Genomic DNA, 19,486 nt, shown 5'->3' with positions numbered 1-19,486 from the left:
AACGGCAGTGCCGTAGGGTGGGCAAAGGCGCCCTTGCGCCGTGCCCACCATCTCTTTCGATCGCAAAAATGCGTGGGCACGCTTCGCTTTGCCCACCCTACGGCACTACGGCACCTGTGCCAGCCCGCGAACAACGGGGACGACTTCGTTCCCACCCATGACCATTCGAGCCCGTCTCCCTATATTGCCCTGATTCCCGAATCAGGCAGCCCATGCGCGTTTTCAGCGTTCCCATCTCAATTCCGTTCCTGCGCACGGTCGTCACGGCCCTGCTCGACGGCCGGCTGGTCGAAGGATTCGAGGCGCGCAAGGAACCGGCGCGACTGGCGGACGCCACGCTGTATCTGCCGACCCGTCGCGCGATGCGCGTCGTCCGGGAGATCTTCCTCGATGAAATGAAGACCGATGCCGTCGTGCTGCCGCGCATCGTCGCGCTCGGCGACATCGACGAGGACGAGCTCGCCTTCGCCGACGAAGGCGAGCAGTTCTCCGGCGCAACGCCGCTGGACATTCCGCCACGGCTTGGCGAGCTGGAGCGACGGCTGACGCTGGCGCAACTCGTCGCCGCCTGGGCCAAGGGCCCGGTGCTGGCACCGCTGGTGGTCGGCGGTCCAGCCTCGACGCTCGCTCTCGCCGGCGATCTCGCACGTCTCATCGACGACATGGTGACGCGCGGCGTCGACTGGAGCGCGCTCGACGGCCTCGTGCCTGATAACCTCGATCGCTACTGGCAGCACTCGCTCGAATTCCTGCGCATCGCGCGCATCGCCTGGCCCAATCATCTCGCCGAGATCAACCGGATCGAGCCGGCGGCGCGGCGCGATCTCCTGATCGCGGCGGAGGCGAGGCGCCTGACCGCGCATCCGAGCGGGCCGGTGATCGCGGCCGGTTCGACCGGCTCGATGCCGGCCACCGCAAAATTCCTGCATGCCGTCGCCGCCCTGCCGCATGGCGCGGTGGTGCTGCCGGGTCTCGACACTGATCTCGACGACGATGCTTGGCGCACCATCGGCGGCGTGCGCGACTCGCTCGGCAAGTTCGCCGAGCATCCGGCGTCGAACCATCCGCAATATGCCATGCACGCGCTGCTGCAGCGCTTCGGCATCAAGCGCAGCGATGTCGAGATCCTCCAGCCGCCCGCGGAAGGCGGCCGCGATCTGCTTGCATCGGAATCGATGCGGCCGTCTGCCAAGACGGAGGTCTGGCACGACCGGCTGAAGCAGCCGGATGTCGCCGCGAGGATCGCCGGCGGCATGAAGAATCTCGCAGTCGTCGAGGCTCCCAATCCCGAAATGGAAGCGCTCGCGATCGCCATCGCGATGCGCGAGGCGCGGCATCTCGACAAATCGGCGGCGCTGGTGACGCCCGATCGTGCGCTGGCGCGGCGGGTGATGGCCGCGTTGACGCGATGGGATCTCGCCTTCGACGATTCCGGCGGCGACGTCCTGATGGAGACCTCTGCCGGCGTCTTTGCACGCCTCGCGGCGGAAGCCGCGACCAAGGGCCTGGAGCCACCGACCCTGCTGGCGATGCTGAAGCATCCGCTGTGCCGGCTCGGCCGCGCGCCCGGCGCATGGAAGGCAGCGATCGAAGACCTCGAGCTCGCGATCTTGCGCGGCACACGACCGCCTGCGGGCACGGCCGGGCTCTTGCGCGAGTTCAATCGTTTTCGCGAAGAGCTTGCAAAGCTGTGGCGCAGCGAAGTCTCTGCGCTTCATAGGGCAGAACCGCGCGCGCGTCTGAACGCCGAGGATCTCGATCGCATCCAGGCGCTGATCGATACGCTGCAAAAAGCATTGGCGCCGATCGAGAGTCTTCCGCCGCCGAAGCCATATGACTTCGCCGAGCTCGCACACCGGCATCGCGAGATCCTGATCGCGCTGTCGCGCGACGAGCTCGGCATTCCGCTCGCCTTCGAGGAGCGCGAAGGCCTCGCGCTCGCCGGCGCCTTCGACGACCTCCTGCGCGGCGGCACGGCCAGCGGATTGATGGTGCCACTGCCGGACTACGCGGACGTCTTCCAGACCGCGTTCGGCGACCGCGCGGTGCGGCGTCGCGACAGGCCGGGCGCGCGGCTGCAGATTTACGGCCCGCTGGAATCGCGCCTGATGCAGGCCGACCGCATCATCGTCGGCGGACTGATCGAGGGCGTCTGGCCGCCGGCGCCGCGGATCGATCCCTGGCTCAGCCGGCCGATGCGGCACGAGCTTGGGCTCGATCTGCCGGAACGCCGTATCGGCCTCTCCGCACACGACTTCGCGCAGCTCCTCGGCGGCGATGAGGTGATCCTCACCCATTCCGCCAAGGCTGGCGGCGCGCCGGCCGTCGCCTCGCGCTTCCTGCATCGGCTGGAAGCGGTGGCGGGCGACGAGCTCTGGAAGACGGCTATTCGCGCCGGCGAAAAATACGTGCAGTTCGCGGGCGCCCTGGACCAGCCAGCCGAGGTCACGCCGATCAAGCAACCCGAGCCGCGCCCACCGCGCGCGACGCGGCCGACAAGCATGTCGGTCACCGCAATCGAGGACTGGCTGCGCGATCCCTACACGATCTACGCAAAGTATATACTGAAGCTCGCGGCGCTCGATCCCGTCGACATGCCGCTCTCGGCCGCCGACCGCGGCTCCGCGATCCACGATGCGATCGGCGAGTTCACGGAAAGCTATGCTGCACATCTGCCTGACGATCCCGCGCGTGTGCTGCATGCGATCGGCAAAAAGTACTTTGAACCGCTGATGGAGCGCCCTGAGGCGCGTGCACTGTGGTGGCCCCGCTTCCAGCGCATCGCGCGCTGGTTCGGCGAATGGGAGACCGCGCGGCGCGAAGCGATCGAGGGGATCACGGCGGAGACGCGCGGCGAGATCTCGATCAGGCTCGACAATGAGCGCAGCTTCTCTCTCTCCGCCCGCGCCGATCGCATCGAGCGGCGCCAGGGCGGCGGCTACGCCATTCTCGACTACAAGACCGGCCAGCCGCCGACCGGCAAGCAGGTGCGCATGGGCCTGTCGCCGCAGCTGACGCTGGAAGCGGCGATCCTGCGCGAGGGCGGTTTTCCCGATATCGACGCCGGCGCGTCCGTGAGCCAGCTCGTCTATGTCCGCCTCAGCGGCAACAATCCGCCCGGCGAGGAGCGCATCCTCGAGCTCAAGTACAAGCAGGGCGACGAGCCGCAGCCGCCGGATACGGCAGCCGCCGAGGCGCGGGCCAAGCTGGAAGCGCTGATCCGCGCCTTCGAGGACGAGAATCAGCCCTACACCTCGCTGAACCTGCCGATGTGGACGAACCGCTACGGCACCTATGACGACCTAGCCCGCATCAAGGAATGGTCGGCCGCCGGCGGTCTGGGGATCGAGGAATGGTGAAACTGCCGCGTCCCATCCCCGACGAAGTGCGCGCGCGGCAGGCGCGCGCGTCCGATCCGACCGCGTCGGCCTTCGTGTCGGCCAATGCCGGCTCGGGCAAGACGCATGTGCTGGTGCAGCGCGTGATCCGCCTGCTGCTGTCGGGCGTGCCGCCGGAAAAGATCCTCTGCATCACCTTCACCAAGGCCGCCGCCGCCAACATGGCCGAGCGCGTGTTCAGCACGCTTGGCCATTGGGTGACGCTCGACGACACCGCACTCGACACGGCGATCCGCGCGGTCGGCATTCCGCATCCGAGCACAAAGCTGCGCCGCGACGCGCGAAAACTGTTCGCCTGCGCGCTGGAGACGCCCGGCGGCCTGAAGGTGCAGACCATCCACGCGCTGTGCACGCGTCTGCTCCAGCAGTTTCCGTTCGAGGCAAACGTCCCGGCGCGCTTCTCGGTCATCGACGAGCGCGACCAGACCGACATGATGGAGCGCGCCAATCTGAAGGTGCTGCTCGAGGCCGCGCGCGATCCCGACAGCGTCACCGGCCGCGCGCTGCTGACGGCGATGGCGAGCGCCGCCGATGTCACCTTCAAGGAGGTCGTGCGGGAGGCCTGCCTCAGCCGCGACCATTTCATGGCCTGGACGGATGAAGCCGGCAACGCGGAAGCGGCCGCGGCGCAGATGGCGGCCGTGCTGGGCGTTGATGCCGCCGATCGTATCGAGGACGTCGAGGCCGAGATTCTCGACGGCCCGTTCCTGCCGCGCTCGCGCTGGGACGACATCGCCTTCGCGCTGGAGGACGGCAGCAAGTCCGACAACGACCAGGCTGGCCGGCTGCGCGAAGCGAAGGTCTTCTCCGGCAGCGCGCAGGTCGACGCCTATGTCTGCGTCTTCCTCACCGACGAGAAGCTGCCGCGCAAGGCGGTGCTGACCAAGAAGTTTTGCGACAACAACCCGTCCGTCGCGCGCCTGTTCGAGGCGGAGGTGCAGCGCCTCGCCGGATTGATCGAGAAGCGCCGCGCGGTGACCATGCGCGACCGCACCGCGGCCCTTCTGCACATCGCGACGGCCGCCGCCGCAAACTACCGGCGCGAGAAGCAGGAGCGCGGGCTGCTCGACTATGACGACCTGATCGACAAGACGCTGGCGATGCTGAACCGCGTCTCCTCGGGCTGGGTTCACTACAAGCTCGACCGCGGCGTCGATCATGTCCTGATCGACGAGGCCCAGGATACCAGCCCACGGCAATGGGACATCGTCGCGCACATCATCTCCGAGTTCACCGCGGGCGAAGGCGCGCGCGAAGGGCTCAACCGCACGGTCTTTGCGGTGGGCGACGAGAAGCAGTCGATCTTCTCGTTCCAGGGCGCCGACCCGCACGAATTCGACAAGCGTAAGCGGGAGCTTGACCGCAAGTTCAAATCTGCCGGCCTGAAGTTCGATCCGGTTGCCTTCACTTATTCGTTCCGCTCGGGTGCCGCTATCCTTCATTCGGTGGACCACGTCTTCCGCGAGCCCCAGATCTACAAGAGCATCCATTCGATCGATATCGGCCACCCCCTGCACAATTCGCTCACCGATGCCGGCCCGAGCGTGATCGAGCTCTGGGATCTCGCGGAAGCCGACGACCGGCAGGAGATCGAGGGCTGGCGTGCGCCGTTCGACGGCGTTGCCGCGACCAGTCCCGAAGTCAAACTCGCACGCCGCATCCAGGGCGAGATCAAGCGGCTGGTCGAGAGCGGGACGCTGACGGGCCACGAGGGCGAGCGGCGTCCGCTGCGCTATGGCGACATGCTGATCCTGGTGCGCCGGCGCGGCAATGCCTTCGACGCCGTGATCCAGGCGCTGAAGCACGCCAACATCCCCGTCGCGGGCGCCGACCGGCTCAAGCTCACCGAGCACATCGGCATCATCGATTTGATGAACCTTGCCGACGCGCTGCTGCTGCCGCAGGACGACCTCGCGCTCGCGGTGGCGCTGAAGAGCCCGCTGTTCGGGCTCGACGACGACGATCTGTTCCAGCTTGCCTGGGATCGCAAGGGTTCGCTGCGCCGCGCGCTCGGCGAGCAGGCGGGCTCAAACGAGAAGTTCACGACCGTATTGCGGCGCCTGGAAGCCTGCGAGATTCGTGCGCGCGAGGAGACACCGTTCGCCTTCTACGCCTGGCTGCTCGGTGGCGACGGCGGCCGCGCGCGCATCCTGCGCCGGCTCGGCCATGAGGCCAACGACGCGCTCGACGAATTCCTGGAGCTTGCGCTGAACTATGAGCGCAAGGCGCCGGCCTCGTTGCAGGGTTTCATGGCCTGGCTGCGCTCGGCCGACACCGAGGTGAAGCGCGACATGGAGATCTCGCGCGACGAGGTGCGGGTGATGACCGTGCACGGCGCCAAGGGCCTGGAGGCTTCCGTCGTGTTCATGGTCGACACCACGTCGTCGCCTGCGGACTCGCAGCGGGTCCGGCTGATCAACGTGCCGCGCGGCAATGGCGGTGAGGTCGTGGTCTGGGCCGGGCGCAAGGCGGACGATCCAAAACCCGTCGCCGACGCGCGCAAGGCCATGATCGAGGAGACCGAGGACGAGTATCGCCGCCTGCTCTATGTCGCGATGACGCGCGCGGCCGACCGGCTGATCGTCGGCGGCTGCATGCCCGGCAACATGAGGACGGTGCGCAAGCTGAGCTGGTACGACCTCATCGACACCGGCCTCGCCGGCTCGGGCCTCGACAAGCAGACGATCGAGACGCCGCTCGGCAAGGTCACGCGATTCGCCCGGCCCGAGGATGTCGCGGCCCTGGGCACGCCCGCGACGTCAGTTGACCAGACGGTCACGCTGCCGGACTGGCTGCGGACACCCGCGCTGCGCGAGACCGTCGACGATGATCTCGTGCGCCCGTCCGGCCATTCGGCCGAGGAAGGCCGCAGCGTGCGGACAGGCGAATCGGTGCAGTCCCGGGCGCTGGCGCTGCAGCGCGGCACGCTGGTGCACCGTCTCCTGCAATCCCTGCCCGACATCGCCGCCGAGCGCCGGCGCGAGGCCGCGCTCGGCTTCATGGCGCGCAACGCCGCGGACTGGACGGAAGCCGACCGCATTGCGCTGGCCGACAAGGTGCTCGCCTTGATCACCGAGCCGCGTTTTGCCCCGGTCTTTGCCGCCGGCAGCCGGGCCGAGGTCGCCATCGCCGGCCGGCTGGAGCGGCCGGGCCGCAGCCCAGCGCTGGTGTCGGGGCAGATCGACCGGCTGGTCGTTCGTCCGGACGAGGTTTTGATCGTCGATTTCAAGACCAACCAGGCGGCCCCCAAAAGCGCCACCGAGGCGCCGGCGGCCTATGTCCGGCAGCTCGCGCTGTACCGGGCGGTGCTGGCGCGGCTTTATCCCCAAAAGCCGATCCGGGCCGTCCTGCTCTGGACCGAGGCCCTTGAATATATGGAGATTTCGGCCCCCGCGCTGGACGCGGCGCTGGCATCCCTTCATCTCGGTGTGAGCGTCCTTGACCCGGCAAGGAGCCGTTCATAGGTTCACCCCATGATCCCAGGCGCGATTCCAGGTCGCGCCGATTCTCTTTCAACCGAGTGAGGTACTCCAATGGCCGTTAGCAAGGTTTCCGACGCCGATTTCGAAGCCGAAGTGCTCAAGGCGAACGGCCCCGTGGTCGTCGATTTCTGGGCCGAGTGGTGCGGCCCCTGCCGCATGATCGCCCCCGCCCTCGACGAGATCGCCGGCGCGATGGGCGACAAGGTCAAGATCGTGAAGCTCAATGTCGACGAGAGCCCGAAGACGGCCTCCAAGTACGGCGTGATGTCGATCCCGACCCTGATGATCTTCAAGGGCGGCGAGATGGCCTCCCGCCAGGTCGGCGCCGCGCCGAAGGCGAAGCTGCAGCAGTGGATCACGTCGGCGGTCTGATCCGCGGCGCTCCCGAAGAGTTGATGCAACGGCCGGCGTTCACGCCGGCCGTTTTGTTTTGCCTATTTGATCCATCCCGTCGCCAGCGCGTTGGCAAGCTCCGGCTGATTGTTGCGGCGCGCTAGCGCGGCCATCGTCTCGTGATCGTAGACGATGTTGCGGAACGTCACCTGCCACGCCCCGTCGGCCAGTTCGAGGATCGCATAGCGCGCGTGCGGCGTGCCGGCTTCGACGACATGCGGAAACGGATGCTTGTCGCGATAACCGGGGCTGCCGACGCTGCCGGGATTGACGATGAGCCTTCCGTCACGCAGCCGCACCGCACGGGCGAGATGGGTGTGGGCGCAGAGGATCAGCGATTGCGTGATGCCTTGCGCGAGCTGCTCGATACGGTCGAGCGGCGATAGCGCGACGGTGCCGTCGGGGTGCACGGTGTCGAGCCAATAGACCTCGTCATTCCCGGGCGTGGCGTGACAGAGGAACACCTGGTCGCGGAACACGCGCGTCATCGGCTGCGCGCGCAGCCAGTCGAGGTGCGCGGCGTCGAGCTGCGCATGCGCCGGACGGTCCCAGGAGCCCATCTTCTCCGGGGGCCGGTCGAGCAGATAGCGGTCGTGATTGCCGAGCACGTGCACGGCGTCGAGCTGCATCAGGATCTCGACGGTGCGGCGCGCATCGAGCGGGCCGCTCAGCATGTCGCCGAGATTGACGATGTCTGCAATGCCGTGCGCGCGGATATCGGCGAGCACCGCCTCCAGTGCGAGATGGTTTCCGTGGACGTCGGCGATTGCGGCAAAACGCATTGGCATTTCTCACTCTCGTGCCCCGGCTCTGCGGAGCAGCGTTGCACGCTGCACCGCGTCCGGGACACGAAACCCTTATGCAGGAGGCGTGCCGTTGAGCCCGAGCACATGGCCGGCGAGATAGAGCGAGCCGGTGATCAGGATGCGCGGCGGCACCTCGTAAGCCAATTTCGACAAAGCGCGTAGCGCGGCCTCGATCCCGGGCGCGATCTCGACGCGCATGCCGAGGCTGCGCGCCGCATCCGAGAGGCGATCGACCGGCATCGCATTCTCCGCGTCGGGGATCGGCACCGCGACGATGTGGCGGGTGAGGCCGGCGAAATTGGCGAGAAAGCCGTGCGCATCCTTGTTGGCCATCATGCCGGCGATAACCACCAGCGGCCGCGACACCCGCTCCTCGAGATCGCCGAGCGCGGCCGCAGCGACACGCCCGCCTTCGGCATTGTGGCCGCCGTCGAGCCAGATCTCCGAGCCCTGCGGTCCCCACGAGAGCAGATCGCCCGCGGTGAGACGCTGCATCCGCGCCGGCCATTCGGCGCCGACGATGCCGGCTTCGAAGGCGGCCTGGTTGACCTTGAAGGTCGGAATCGCGCGCAGCGTCGCAATCGCAAGACCGGCATTGTCGAACTGGTGGCGGCCGAACAGGCGCGGCGCCGCCAGATCCATCAGGCCGCGGTCGTCGGAGTAAACCAGCCGTCCGTGCTCGACATTGACGTGCCAGCTCTCGTTCGCGGCAAACAGCGGCGCGCGCATGCGCTTGGCCTGCGCCTCGATCACCGCCATCGCCTCCGGCAATTGCTCGGCGCAAATCACGGGCACGCCGCACTTGATGATCGCGGCCTTCTCGCCTGCGATCGACGTGAGCGTGTCACCGAGAAAGTCCATGTGGTCCATGCTGACCGGCGTGATCACGCAGGCCGCAGGCTGATCGACCACATTGGTCGAATCGAGCCGGCCGCCGAGGCCGACTTCGAGCAGCACGGCGTCGGCGGGGTTCTGCGCGAACAGACGAAACGCCGCAGCGGTCTTCAGCTCGAACACGGTCGCGGGCTCGCCGGCATTGACGCGCTCGACCTCTTCGAGTGCGGCGCGCAACTCGTCGTCACTGACGAGTACGCCGCCACCGACACGGCCAAGCCTGAAGCATTCGTTGATGCGGACCAGATAGGGCGAGGTGTAGGCGTGGACGCGCAGGCCGGCGGCCTCCAGCGTCGCGCGCAGATAGGCGACCGTCGAGCCCTTGCCGTTGGTGCCGGCGATGTGGATCGCCGGCGGCAGCTTGCGTTCGGGGTGGCCAAGCCGCTCGAGCAGGCGGTGCATCCGCTCGAGCCCGAGATCGATGCGCTTCTGATGCAGGGCCGACAGCCGCCCGATCACTTCGTCGAGCGGTGTCTTTGCACTGTCAGAGGAGGCGTTCACGCGTGCGGCGCGGCCGGCGCCGTCTCGGCGGCCGATACGATCTGCGCCGGGCTCGTCACCGGCTGCGCCGGCTTCGAAGCGCCTTCCTGCGCCGGCGCCTTGGTCAGCAGGCGGCAGAGCCGCGCCAGGGTCGGGCGCAGATCGTGGCGATGCACGACCATATCGACCATGCCGTGCTCCTTGAGATATTCGGCGCGCTGGAAACCCTCAGGCAGCTTCTCGCGGATGGTCTGCTCGATCACGCGCGCTCCGGCAAAGCCGATCAACGCGCCGGGCTCGGCGATCTGCACGTCGCCCAGCATTGCGTAGGAGGCGGTGACGCCGCCGGTGGTCGGATTGGTCAGCACGACGATGTAGGGCAGCTTTGCCTCGCGCAGCATCTGCACCGCCACCGTGGTGCGCGGCATCTGCATCAGCGACAGAATGCCTTCCTGCATGCGCGCGCCGCCCGAGGCTGCGAACACGATGAAGGGCGATTTCTTCTCGACCGCGAGCTCCAGCCCACGCACGATGGCTTCGCCCGCGGCCATGCCGAGCGAGCCGCCCATGAAATCGAAATCCTGCACGGCGACGACGACGGCGGCGCCTTCGAGCTTGCCGTAGCCGACCTTGATCGCATCGTTCAGATTGGTGCGCGCGCGCGCATCCTTGATGCGGTCGACATATTTCTTCTCGTCACGGAACTTGAGCGGATCGGGCGAGACGTCGGGCAGCGCGACGTCGTACCAGGTCTCGTTGTCGAAGATCGACTTCAGACGCGCCGCCGAGTTCATGCGCATGTGGTAGTTCGAGCCGGGAATGACGAACTGGTTGGCCTCGACGTCCTTGTAGAACACGAGCTGTCCGGAATCCGGGCACTTGATCCAAAGATTCTCCGGCGTCTCCCGCCGCAGCATGTTGCGGATCTTCGGCCGGACCACATTGGTAAGCCAGTTCATGGTTTGCTCCGATGTGCGATCCCGCTGGGAATCGCCTGAAGGAATATATGGCGGCCGGGCCCCTGCCCGGCAAGCCGCCGTGTCGCCCGCCCCGGAAGCGGAATTTGGCCTATTCGGCCGCTTGTTTCGCGCCCTTGACGCCCTGGGCCAGAGCCGCCGTCAGCTCGGCTACGGCGTTAACGGTCTTGGCGGTTGCCCGCCCCTCAGCATCGAGGCTGTTCTTGAGCGCATCGACCAGCGCGGTACCGACCACCGAACCATCGGCCTTCTCGGCAATGGCGCGCGCCGCCTCCGGCGTGCGGATGCCAAAACCAACGCAGATCGGCAGCTTGGTATGCCGCTTGATGCGCGCGACAGCTTCGCCAACGGCATTGGCGTCCGCCGCCGCTGCACCGGTGATGCCGGCGATCGAGACATAATAGACAAAGCCCGATGTGTTCGCGAGCACCGCGGGCAGGCGCTTGTCGTCGGTGGTCGGGGTCGCCAAGCGAATGAAGTTCAGGCCCGCCTTCAGCGCGGGAATGCAGAGCTCGTCGTCTTCCTCCGGCGGCAGATCGACGATGATCAAGCCGTCAACGCCTGATGTCTTGGCATCAGCCAAGAACTTGTCGACGCCGTAGATGTAGATCGGATTGTAATAGCCCATCAGCACCAGCGGCGTGACGTTGTCGTCCTTGCGGAAGTCGCGCACCAGTTCCAGCGTCTTCCTCAAGGTCATGCCGACCTTGAGGGCGCGCAGACCTGCGGCCTGAATCGAGGGACCATCCGCCATCGGGTCGGTGAAGGGAATGCCGAGTTCGATGACGTCGGCGCCTGCCTTGGGCAGCGCCTTGACGATATTGAGCGACGTCGTGAGATCGGGATCGCCGGCCATCACATAGGTGACGAAGGCCGAGCGGCCTTGCTTCTTCAGCTCGGCAAAACGGGTGTCGATACGCGTGGTCACTTGCTCTTGCCCCTCAGGATGTCGCCGACCTGCGGGACGTCCTTGTCGCCGCGGCCGGAGAGATTGACGACCATCAGGTGGTCTTTCGGCCGCTTCGGCGCGAGCTCCATCACCTTGGCGATGGCATGCGCCGGTTCGAGCGCGGGGATGATGCCTTCGAGCTTCGACAGCAGCTGGAACGCGGCGAGCGCCTCGTCGTCGGTCGCGGAGAGATAATTCACGCGGCCGACCTCATGCAGCCAGGAATGCTCGGGGCCGATGCCGGGATAGTCGAGGCCGGCCGAGATCGAATGCGCGTCCTGGATTTGGCCGTCGGCATCCATCAAGAGATAGGTGCGGTTGCCATGCAGCACGCCGGGGCGGCCGCCGGCGATCGATGCCGCATGCAACTGCGTGAGCCCGTGGCCCGCCGCTTCGACACCAAAAATTTCGACGCTGGGATCATCGAGGAAGGGATGGAACAGGCCCATCGCGTTGGAGCCGCCGCCGATGCAGGCGACCAGCGAATCCGGCAGGCGTCCCTCGATCTCCTGCATCTGCGCCTTGGTCTCGTTGCCGATGATCGACTGGAAGTCGCGCACCAGGGTCGGATAGGGATGCGGGCCCGCCACCGTGCCGATGCAATAGAACGTGTTGTGCACGTTGGTGACCCAGTCGCGCAGCGCCTCGTTCATGGCGTCCTTCAGCGTGCGCGTGCCCGACTGCACCGGAAACACCTTTGCGCCCAGCATCTCCATGCGGATGACGTTGGGCTGCTGCCGCTCGACGTCGACGGCGCCCATATAGACCACGCATTCCAGGCCAAAGCGCGCGCACAGCGTCGCGGTGGCGACGCCGTGCTGGCCGGCGCCGGTCTCGGCGATGATGCGCTTCTTGCCCATGCGCCGCGCCAGCATGATCTGGCCGAGCACGTTGTTCACCTTGTGCGAGCCGGTGTGGTTGAGCTCTTCGCGCTTGAGGTAGATTTTTGCGCCGCCGAGATGCTCGGTCAGGCGTTCCGCGAAATAGAGCGGCGAGGGCCGGCCGACATAGTTCTTGAGATAGCCGTTCATCTCGGCCTGGAACGCCGGATCGGCCTTGGCCGCGGTGTAGGCCTTTTCCAGATCGAGGATCAGCGGCATCAGGGTTTCGGCGACGAAGCGCCCGCCGAAAATGCCGAAATGACCGCGCTCGTCGGGGCCGCTGCGGTAGGAATTGGGTTTGGCGATGTTCATCGAACGCTCAACTCTTGACTGGCGCGCGCGGCGCGAATGAAGGCCTTGATCATCTCGGGGTCCTTGACGCCGGGGGCGCTCTCGACACCGGAGGACACGTCGACGCCGCCGGCTCCGGTGACGCGGAGAGCTTCCGCGACGTTGCCGGCGTCGAGCCCGCCCGAGACCATGTAGGGCAATTTCAGATCGAGGTTTTCCAGCAGATGCCAGTCGAAGGGCGCGCCGAGGCCGCCGGGCCGCGTCGCATCCTTGGGCGCACGGGCATCGAACAGGATGCGGTCGGCGACCGCGGCATAGCCGGGCAGCACAGCGAGATCGGCTGATGTCGCGACCGGCACCGCCTTCATCACGGGGCGACCGAACTTCTGCTTGATGTCGCGCAGCCGCGCGACACTCTCCTTGCCGTGGAGCTGGAAAATGTCCGGCGACAGCGCGTCCATGATGTTGTCGAGCGTGGCGTCGTCGGCATCGACCGTGAGCGCGACCTTGAGCGCGCGCCGGTTGACCTGCCTGCCGAGATCGCGCCCAGCCTCCAGCGACAGATGCCGCGGCGAGGGCGGAAAGAACACGAACCCCACCATGTCGGCACCCGCCTCGAGCGCCGTTTCGAGCGTCTCGCGCGTGGACAGGCCGCAGATTTTGACGAGCAGGGGCATGGTCTCGAAGCGGGTAGCGGCCGCAAGGTGCGGCCGGAAAACGGGGTTTTCGGTCGGGGCCGCTTCTACAACGTCGCGCGCTGCTTGTCTCGCCCGATAGGCCCGTAAAGGCCGACCCCGGAGGGAACGGGGAGGCGCTGGGACTCGGGCCTCGCCGCGGCCGCCTGGGCCCGCAGATCGGCCAGTTCGCCCCTGGCGGCCCGGGCGTCGGCCTCATTCCGGCGCGCGGCGCGCCGCCAGCGCCGCTGGCCGAACCAGACCGCGCAGCCGCCCGCCACGACGCCCAGCGCCGCCACCAGGATGAGGAGCAGGAACAGCGGCATCGTCGTCGAGAAGGCGGGGTCGCCGGAGATGAAGGGATCGAAGGAGACCGTGACGAAATGCCGGTTGGCGACGGCAAAGGTCACCAGGATGAGGCCCAGCGGGATCACGATCAGCGCGGTCAGAAATTTTCGCATCTCGCTTCGCTCGCCTTGAATCAAGCTTCCGGCCGCGTCCTGAGCGACCGCGGAAAGCCCTGGCGCCGGTCTCAGTCGGCGGCGCCGGGATCCGGATGGTCGCGGTTCAGCCGCTCGCGCATTTCCTTGCCGGTCTTGAAGAACGGAACGCTCTTCTGGTCGACGGGCACATGGGCGCCGGTGCGCGGATTCCGCCCGGCGCGCGCCGGGCGATGCTTGACCGAGAAGGCACCGAAACCGCGCAGCTCGACGCGGTCACCGCGTGCGAGGGCCGCTACGATCTCTTCGAGAATCGCATTCACAATGTTCTCGACATCCCGCTGGTACAGATGCGGGTTGTGCTCGGCGATACGCTGAACAAGTTCGGATTTGATCATCGAGAGATAGGACCCGGAAGCGTGCGGATGACCATTTCCGTGAAAATACCGTGATCTGTCAAGACGCTAAATCAAGGTTGAGCGTCGTGAAAGTGCGTGACAAATGCCGAAAAAGCGGGCTGTCCCGACACTCGCACTGCGAGAAAAACCTCGGGAACTCGCCTGTCCGAGTCAATTTGATGCAGCCGGCTGCCACAACGCCAGCATTCCATCCATTCCGAGCCGGTCGACCGCCTGTGCGACGCCGGTTTGGCCGATTTGATGCGCGATCGAGCCCAAACCAAGCGCTTCCAGCGTTACGGCGGCCGCTGTCTTGAGGAACGGCAGATCGCCAAAGCGCGGCTGCAGCTTGTAATCGCGCACGGAAAGTCCCTTCTTGACGCCCTTCTGTTCGACCAGCCAGGTCACCGCCGCCTTCTCGTCGCCGATCTGGTCGATCAGCTTGAGGTCGATTGCCTGGCGTCCGGTGAAGACGCGGCCGTCGGCCACTTTGTCGAGCAGCGTGTCATCCATGCCACGCCGTTCCTTCACCAGTCCCTTGAACCAGGCGTAGGAGTCCTTCACCAGCGCATCGAGCGCGGCGCGCGCTTCGGGACTTGTCGGCTCGAATCCGTTGGGCGCTGCCTTCAGCGGCGAGGATTTCACCTCCTCGACCTTGACGCCGATGGTCTTCAAGAGCTCGGTGACGTTGGGATACTGGAACAACACGCCGATCGAGCCGACCAGCGAGCTCTGCTGGGCGATGATGTGGTCGCTCGCGATCGCCGTGATGTAGCCACCGGAGGCGGCGAGGCCTTCGACCACGACGACGAGCGGCTTCTTCGCCTTCAGCCGCACGAGCGAGTCATAGAGCTGCTCGGAGCCGGCGGTGGTGCCGCCCGGCGAGTTGATGTGAACGATGACGGCGGCGGCCTGCGAATTCTCCAGCCGCTCCAGCGCCTGCGTGCGATCGGAATCGCTGCGGATCAGTCCCTCGATCTGGACCCGCGCGATCGAGCCGGCGGATGCGAACGTGCCGCGCGCACCGGGCGTCGCGATCAGCGCAAAGCTCGCAATCGCCGCGATCGCGATCAGCGCCGCCATCACACGCCAGAACGTCAGCTTGCGGCGGATCCTGCGGCGATCGACGATGATGTCCGAATCGAGCGACATCGGAATATCTCCAAATGAAAGGCCAGAGGCGTTGTGCCGTCACAACGTAAGCATTGGCTTGTCTGGATACATCAATTGCCGCGCAATTTGAAGAAATGAAGGCTTGGAAGTCCTCGTAGCCCGGATGGAGCACAGCGCAATCCGGGGTCTTCGCGTCACGGAAAGGCTTTCCCGGATTACGCTGCGCTCCATCCGGGCTACGGCCACCAAGCGCAACAAAAAAGCCCCGGCTTTCGCCGGGGCTTCGATGCGGCGAAACGGAAGTTTCGCTTACTTGTTGTCGCGGTTCTTGAGCGCGGTGCCGAGGATGTCGCCCAGCGTCGCACCCGAATCCGAGGAGCCGTACTGCGCGATGGCTTCCTTCTCTTCGGCGACTTCGAGCGCCTTGATCGACACCTGGACCTTGCGGGCCTTCTTGTCGAACTGGATCACGCGGGCATCGACCTTCTCGCCGACGGCGAAGCGTTCGGCGCGCTGATCGTTGCGGTCACGAGCGAGCTCCGAGCGCTTGATGAAGGTGGTGAAGTCGGTACCGGCGATCTTCACCTCGATACCGCTCTCCTTCACCTCGAGCACTTCGCAGGTCACGACCGCGCCCTTCTTGACATCGCCCGGCTCGGCGAAGGGGTCGCCTTCGAGCTGCTTGATGCCGAGCGAGATGCGCTCCTTCTCGACGTCCACATCGAGCACCACGGCCTTCACCATGTCGCCCTTCTTGTAGTTGTCGATCACCTGCTCGCCCGGAAGCTTCCAGTCGAGGTCGGAGAGGTGGACCATGCCGTCGACGTCGCCCTCGAGACCCAGGAACAGACCGAACTCGGTCTTGTTCTTGACCTCGCCCTCGACCACCGAACCGGTCGGGTGACCTTCGACGAAGACCTCCCAGGGGTTGCGCATGGTCTGCTTGAGGCCGAGCGAGATGCGGCGCTTGACGGAATCGACTTCCAGCACCTGCACGTCGACTTCCTGCGAGGTCGACACGATCTTGCCGGGGTGCATGTTCTTCTTGGTCCACGACATCTCGGAGACGTGGATCAGGCCTTCGATGCCCGGCTCGAGCTCGACGAACGCACCGTAGTCGGTGATGTTGGTGACGCGGCCGGTGAAGCGGGCACCCAGCGGGTACTTGGCTTCGATGCCCTGCCACGGATCGTCCAGCAGCTGCTTCATGCCCAGCGAGATGCGGTGCGTCTCGTGGTTGATCTTGATGATCTTGACCTTCACGGTCTGGCCGATCGAGAGCACCTCGGTCGGATGGTTGACGCGGCGCCACGCGATGTCGGTGACGTGCAGCAGGCCGTCGATGCCGCCGAGATCAACGAACGCACCGTAATCGGTGATGTTCTTGACCACGCCGTCGATGACCTGACCCTCTTCGAGGTTCTGCACCAGCTCCTGACGCTGCTCGGCGCGGGTCTCTTCGAGAACCGTGCGGCGCGACACCACGATGTTGCCGCGGCGGCGATCCATCTTGAGGATCTGGAACGGCTGCGAGTTGTTCATCAGCGGCGCAACGTCGCGGATCGGACGGATGTCGACCTGCGAGCGCGGCAGGAAGGCCACGGCACCGTCGAGGTCGACGGTGAAGCCGCCCTTGACCTGGTTGAAGATGACGCCGTTGACCTTTTCGTTGTTCTGGAAGGCCTTCTCGAGCTTGCCCCAGCTCTCTTCGCGGCGCGCCTTGTCGCGCGACAGCACGGCTTCGCCGAGAGCGTTCTCGATGCGATCGAGGAACACTTCCACCTCATCGCCGACCTTGATCTCGCTGTCACGGCCGGGGCCGGAAAACTCGCGAAGGGCAACGCGGCCCTCGGTCTTCAGGCCGACGTCGATGACGGCCATGTCCTTTTCAATTGCAACCACCTTGCCCTTGACGACGGAGCTTTCCTGCAGGTTGCCACCTGCGAAGGACTCGTCGAGCATCGCGGCGAAATCGTCACGCGACGGGCTATAGGTATCAGCAGAAGTCGAAGCCATTTGTTCTCCAGTTGCGGAAGTCTTGCCGGCCGTTGGGTTCATGGGCGCATCGCACACGCAGTGTCGGAAGGTCCGCAAAACCTTCGAGCGACCGCTCGCTGCTCCGATCTCAAAGACCAGAACAGCGGAGGCGGGCCGGCTGAGGCCCGCGCGTTCGATACGTGGAAATCTTATGTCCGGAGCTGGATGCGACGGCTCCCGAAACGGGAACCGAGGTATCGACCTCAAAGAGCGGGAGCGGGCGCTTCCTCCAATGACGGCCGCGGCTTAACCCCGCGGACGGCCCGCTCGGACGGCCTCGATAATGTCGATGGCGGCCCGGACGCCGCCTTCTATATCCAGTTGGGAGTTATCTAGCAAGTAAGCATCCGCGGCCGGTTTTAGGGGCGCAATCGGCCGGTTCTTGTCGCGTTCATCCCGCCGGATGATGTCGGCAAGCACCGCTGCCTCATCGGCCTCCTCGCCCCGCGCCCTCGCCTCCATGGTCCGGCGGCGCGCACGAACCTTGGGGTCCGCAACGACGAAGATCTTCACGTCGGCATGGGGGCAGATCACGGTTCCAATATCCCGGCCGTCGAGCACGGCGCCGGGCGGATCGGCGGCGAATTGCCGCTGGAAATTGACCAGGACCTCGCGGACCCCAGGGATCGCCGAGACGATCGAGGCGCCCTCGCCGGCCTCCTGGGTCTTCAGGGCGGGATTGCCGAACTTTTCGGGATCGAGCTCCAAGGCGGCCTGCACCGCGGCCGCCTCGTCCCGGAGATCAAGACCGGACTGCATCAGGGCATAAGCCACCGCGCGATAGATCACGCCGGTATCGAGGTGACGATAGCCGTAATGGTGGGCGAGACGCTTGCCGAGCGTGCCCTTGCCCGAGGCCGCGGGCCCGTCGATGGCGATAATCATGAAAACTCGGCCCCTAGCGAACGCATCATCGGAATGAAATCCGGGAAACTGGTGGCGATGAAGGCGGTGTCGTCGACGGTCACGGGCTGGTCGGAGGCGCAGCCCATCACCAGCGCGGACATCGCGATGCGATGGTCCATGTGGGTGGCGACAGTGCCTCCGCCGGGGACATGGCCGCGGCCCTCGACGATCAAATCGTCGCCGGAGACCTCGACCTTGACGCCGTTGACACGCAGCATCGCGGCGGTGGCCTCCAGGCGATCGGATTCCTTGACGCGCAGCTCCTGCAGGCCGCGCATGATGGTCGTGCCTTCGGCGAACGACGCCGCCACCGCCAGCACCAGATATTCGTCGATCATCGAGGGCGCGCGCTCCGGCGGCACTACGACGCCGCGCAGCTTTGACGCGCGCACGCGCAAGCGCGCCATCGGCTCGCCGGCATCGCCGCGCACTTCGCTCTCCTCGATGAAGGCACCCATTTCGCGCAGCGTGGTGAACAGGCCGGTGCGCAGCGGATTGGTCATGACGTCGGACAAAACAACATCCGAGCCTTCGACAATCAGCGCAGCGACAATTGGGAAGGCCGCCGAGGAGGGATCGGCGGGCACGACGACATTGGCGCCATGCAGCTCGGGCTGGCCGACCAGCGTGACGCGGCGGCCGTGCTGGCCTTCCTGCACCGAGGTGATGTCGGCGCCAAAATGCTTCAGCATCAGCTCGGTGTGATCGCGGCTGGCCTCGCTCTCGATGACGGTGGTGATGCCCGGCGCGGCGAGGCCCGCCAGCAGCACGGCCGATTTGATCTGGGCCGAGGCGACCGGGGTCTTGTAGGTGATCGGCAGCGGATCGCGCGCGCCCTGGAGGGTCAGCGGCAGACGCCCGCCCTCGCTACCGGAGGTGACCTTCGCACCCATCTTTTCGAGCGGATCGAGGATCCGGCGCATGGGACGGCTGCGCAGCGAGGCGTCGCCGTCGAATACCGCCGAGATCGGGCAGCCGGCGACGGCGCCCATGACCAGCCGGCAGCCGGTGCCGGAGTTGCCGAAATCCAGCGGCACCTTGGGCTGGGCGAAGCCTCCGACGCCCACGCCGTTGACCTTCCAGGCGAAATCACCGGCGCGTTCGACCTTCGCGCCGAGCGCCTGCATCGATTTGGCGGTGTTGAGGACGTCCTCACCCTCCAGCAGGCCGGAAATCCTGGTCTCGCCGACCGCAAGCGCGCCCAGGATGAGGGCGCGATGGGAGATCGACTTGTCCCCGGGCACCCGTACTTTCCCGGTCAGGGGACCGCTGGCGCGAGACTGGAGCGGTCTCGGTTGGTCGGAATGGGTCAAGATTGTGTCCTTGGATAGGCCCTGTGGGCAGGCGCGCAGGTACCACATGGTCTG

The 19,486-nt window shown here is 66.2% G+C and carries 15 protein-coding genes; 3 read left to right on the top strand and 12 right to left on the bottom strand.

Features of this window, described 5'->3' with window-relative positions; genetic code table 11:
- Window positions 1–212: 212 nt before the first annotated feature.
- The 3 genes from addB to trxA all read left to right on the top strand — a co-directional run bounded on the left by addB (window position 213) and on the right by trxA (window position 7,252).
- Window positions 213–3,359 (top strand): double-strand break repair protein AddB, encoded by a 3,147-nt coding sequence (gene addB, locus XH79_RS21595; RefSeq protein ID WP_271582844.1) that lies wholly within the window; start codon window positions 213–215, stop codon window positions 3,357–3,359.
- Window positions 3,353–6,862: a double-strand break repair helicase AddA gene (gene addA / locus XH79_RS21590; RefSeq protein ID WP_271582843.1), complete on the top strand. Its 3,510-nt coding sequence runs from the start codon at window positions 3,353–3,355 to the stop codon at window positions 6,860–6,862. Before addB ends, addA begins: the two co-directional genes overlap by 7 nt.
- A 69-nt stretch (window positions 6,863–6,931) precedes the next feature.
- A complete protein-coding gene (trxA, locus tag XH79_RS21585; RefSeq protein ID WP_008540017.1) occupies window positions 6,932–7,252 on the top strand; it encodes a thioredoxin in 321 nt (106 codons plus the stop codon).
- Window positions 7,253–7,314: 62 nt separating this feature from the next.
- Here the strand turns inward: trxA and XH79_RS21580 are convergent, their stop codons facing one another.
- The 12 genes from XH79_RS21580 to aroA all read right to left on the bottom strand — a co-directional run bounded on the left by XH79_RS21580 (window position 7,315) and on the right by aroA (window position 19,432).
- A complete protein-coding gene (locus tag XH79_RS21580; protein WP_271582842.1) occupies window positions 7,315–8,055 on the bottom strand; it encodes a metallophosphoesterase family protein in 741 nt (246 codons plus the stop codon).
- Between the two features lie 75 nt (window positions 8,056–8,130).
- Complete coding sequence (locus XH79_RS21575) at window positions 8,131–9,474, bottom strand: bifunctional folylpolyglutamate synthase/dihydrofolate synthase (protein ID WP_271582841.1); 1,344 nt, start codon at window positions 9,472–9,474, stop codon at window positions 8,131–8,133.
- Window positions 9,471–10,412 (bottom strand): acetyl-CoA carboxylase, carboxyltransferase subunit beta, encoded by a 942-nt coding sequence (accD, locus tag XH79_RS21570; protein WP_271582840.1) that lies wholly within the window; start codon window positions 10,410–10,412, stop codon window positions 9,471–9,473. Before accD ends, XH79_RS21575 begins: the two co-directional genes overlap by 4 nt.
- A gap of 109 nt (window positions 10,413–10,521) precedes the next feature.
- On the bottom strand, window positions 10,522–11,358 hold the full coding sequence (trpA, locus tag XH79_RS21565; protein ID WP_271582839.1) for a tryptophan synthase subunit alpha: 837 nt from the start codon (window positions 11,356–11,358) through the stop codon (window positions 10,522–10,524).
- Window positions 11,355–12,572 carry a tryptophan synthase subunit beta gene (gene trpB / locus XH79_RS21560; RefSeq protein ID WP_212340117.1) on the bottom strand — a complete coding sequence of 406 codons (1,218 nt, stop codon included), beginning with the start codon at window positions 12,570–12,572 and terminating at the stop codon, window positions 11,355–11,357. The genes trpA and trpB overlap by 4 nt, the downstream gene beginning before the upstream one ends.
- Window positions 12,569–13,228 (bottom strand): phosphoribosylanthranilate isomerase, encoded by a 660-nt coding sequence (locus tag XH79_RS21555; protein WP_271582838.1) that lies wholly within the window; start codon window positions 13,226–13,228, stop codon window positions 12,569–12,571. The genes trpB and XH79_RS21555 overlap by 4 nt, the downstream gene beginning before the upstream one ends.
- Window positions 13,229–13,293: 65 nt before the next feature.
- The gene (locus XH79_RS21550; protein WP_212340114.1) at window positions 13,294–13,686 is read right to left on the bottom strand and encodes a lipopolysaccharide assembly protein LapA domain-containing protein; all 393 of its coding nucleotides are present in this window, start codon (window positions 13,684–13,686) and stop codon (window positions 13,294–13,296) included.
- A gap of 71 nt (window positions 13,687–13,757) precedes the next feature.
- Window positions 13,758–14,063: an integration host factor subunit beta gene (locus XH79_RS21545; protein WP_008539997.1), complete on the bottom strand. Its 306-nt coding sequence runs from the start codon at window positions 14,061–14,063 to the stop codon at window positions 13,758–13,760.
- A 171-nt stretch (window positions 14,064–14,234) separates the two neighbouring features.
- Window positions 14,235–15,215 (bottom strand): signal peptide peptidase SppA, encoded by a 981-nt coding sequence (sppA, locus tag XH79_RS21540; protein WP_271582837.1) that lies wholly within the window; start codon window positions 15,213–15,215, stop codon window positions 14,235–14,237.
- Between the two features lie 270 nt (window positions 15,216–15,485).
- Window positions 15,486–17,192 (bottom strand): 30S ribosomal protein S1, encoded by a 1,707-nt coding sequence (gene rpsA / locus XH79_RS21535; protein ID WP_026312314.1) that lies wholly within the window; start codon window positions 17,190–17,192, stop codon window positions 15,486–15,488.
- Between the two features lie 267 nt (window positions 17,193–17,459).
- Window positions 17,460–18,098 (bottom strand): (d)CMP kinase, encoded by a 639-nt coding sequence (gene cmk / locus XH79_RS21530; protein WP_271582836.1) that lies wholly within the window; start codon window positions 18,096–18,098, stop codon window positions 17,460–17,462.
- Complete coding sequence (gene aroA, locus XH79_RS21525; protein WP_271582835.1) at window positions 18,095–19,432, bottom strand: 3-phosphoshikimate 1-carboxyvinyltransferase; 1,338 nt, start codon at window positions 19,430–19,432, stop codon at window positions 18,095–18,097. Before aroA ends, cmk begins: the two co-directional genes overlap by 4 nt.
- Between the last annotated feature and the right edge of the window lie 54 nt (window positions 19,433–19,486).

Origin of the sequence: Bradyrhizobium sp. CCBAU 45389, assembly GCF_028128625.1 — a bacterium.
Lineage (GTDB): Bacteria > Pseudomonadota > Alphaproteobacteria > Rhizobiales > Xanthobacteraceae > Bradyrhizobium > Bradyrhizobium liaoningense_B.
The sequence above is the reverse complement of the archived record's forward strand: the minus strand, read 5'-3'. Positions and strand labels throughout refer to the sequence as shown.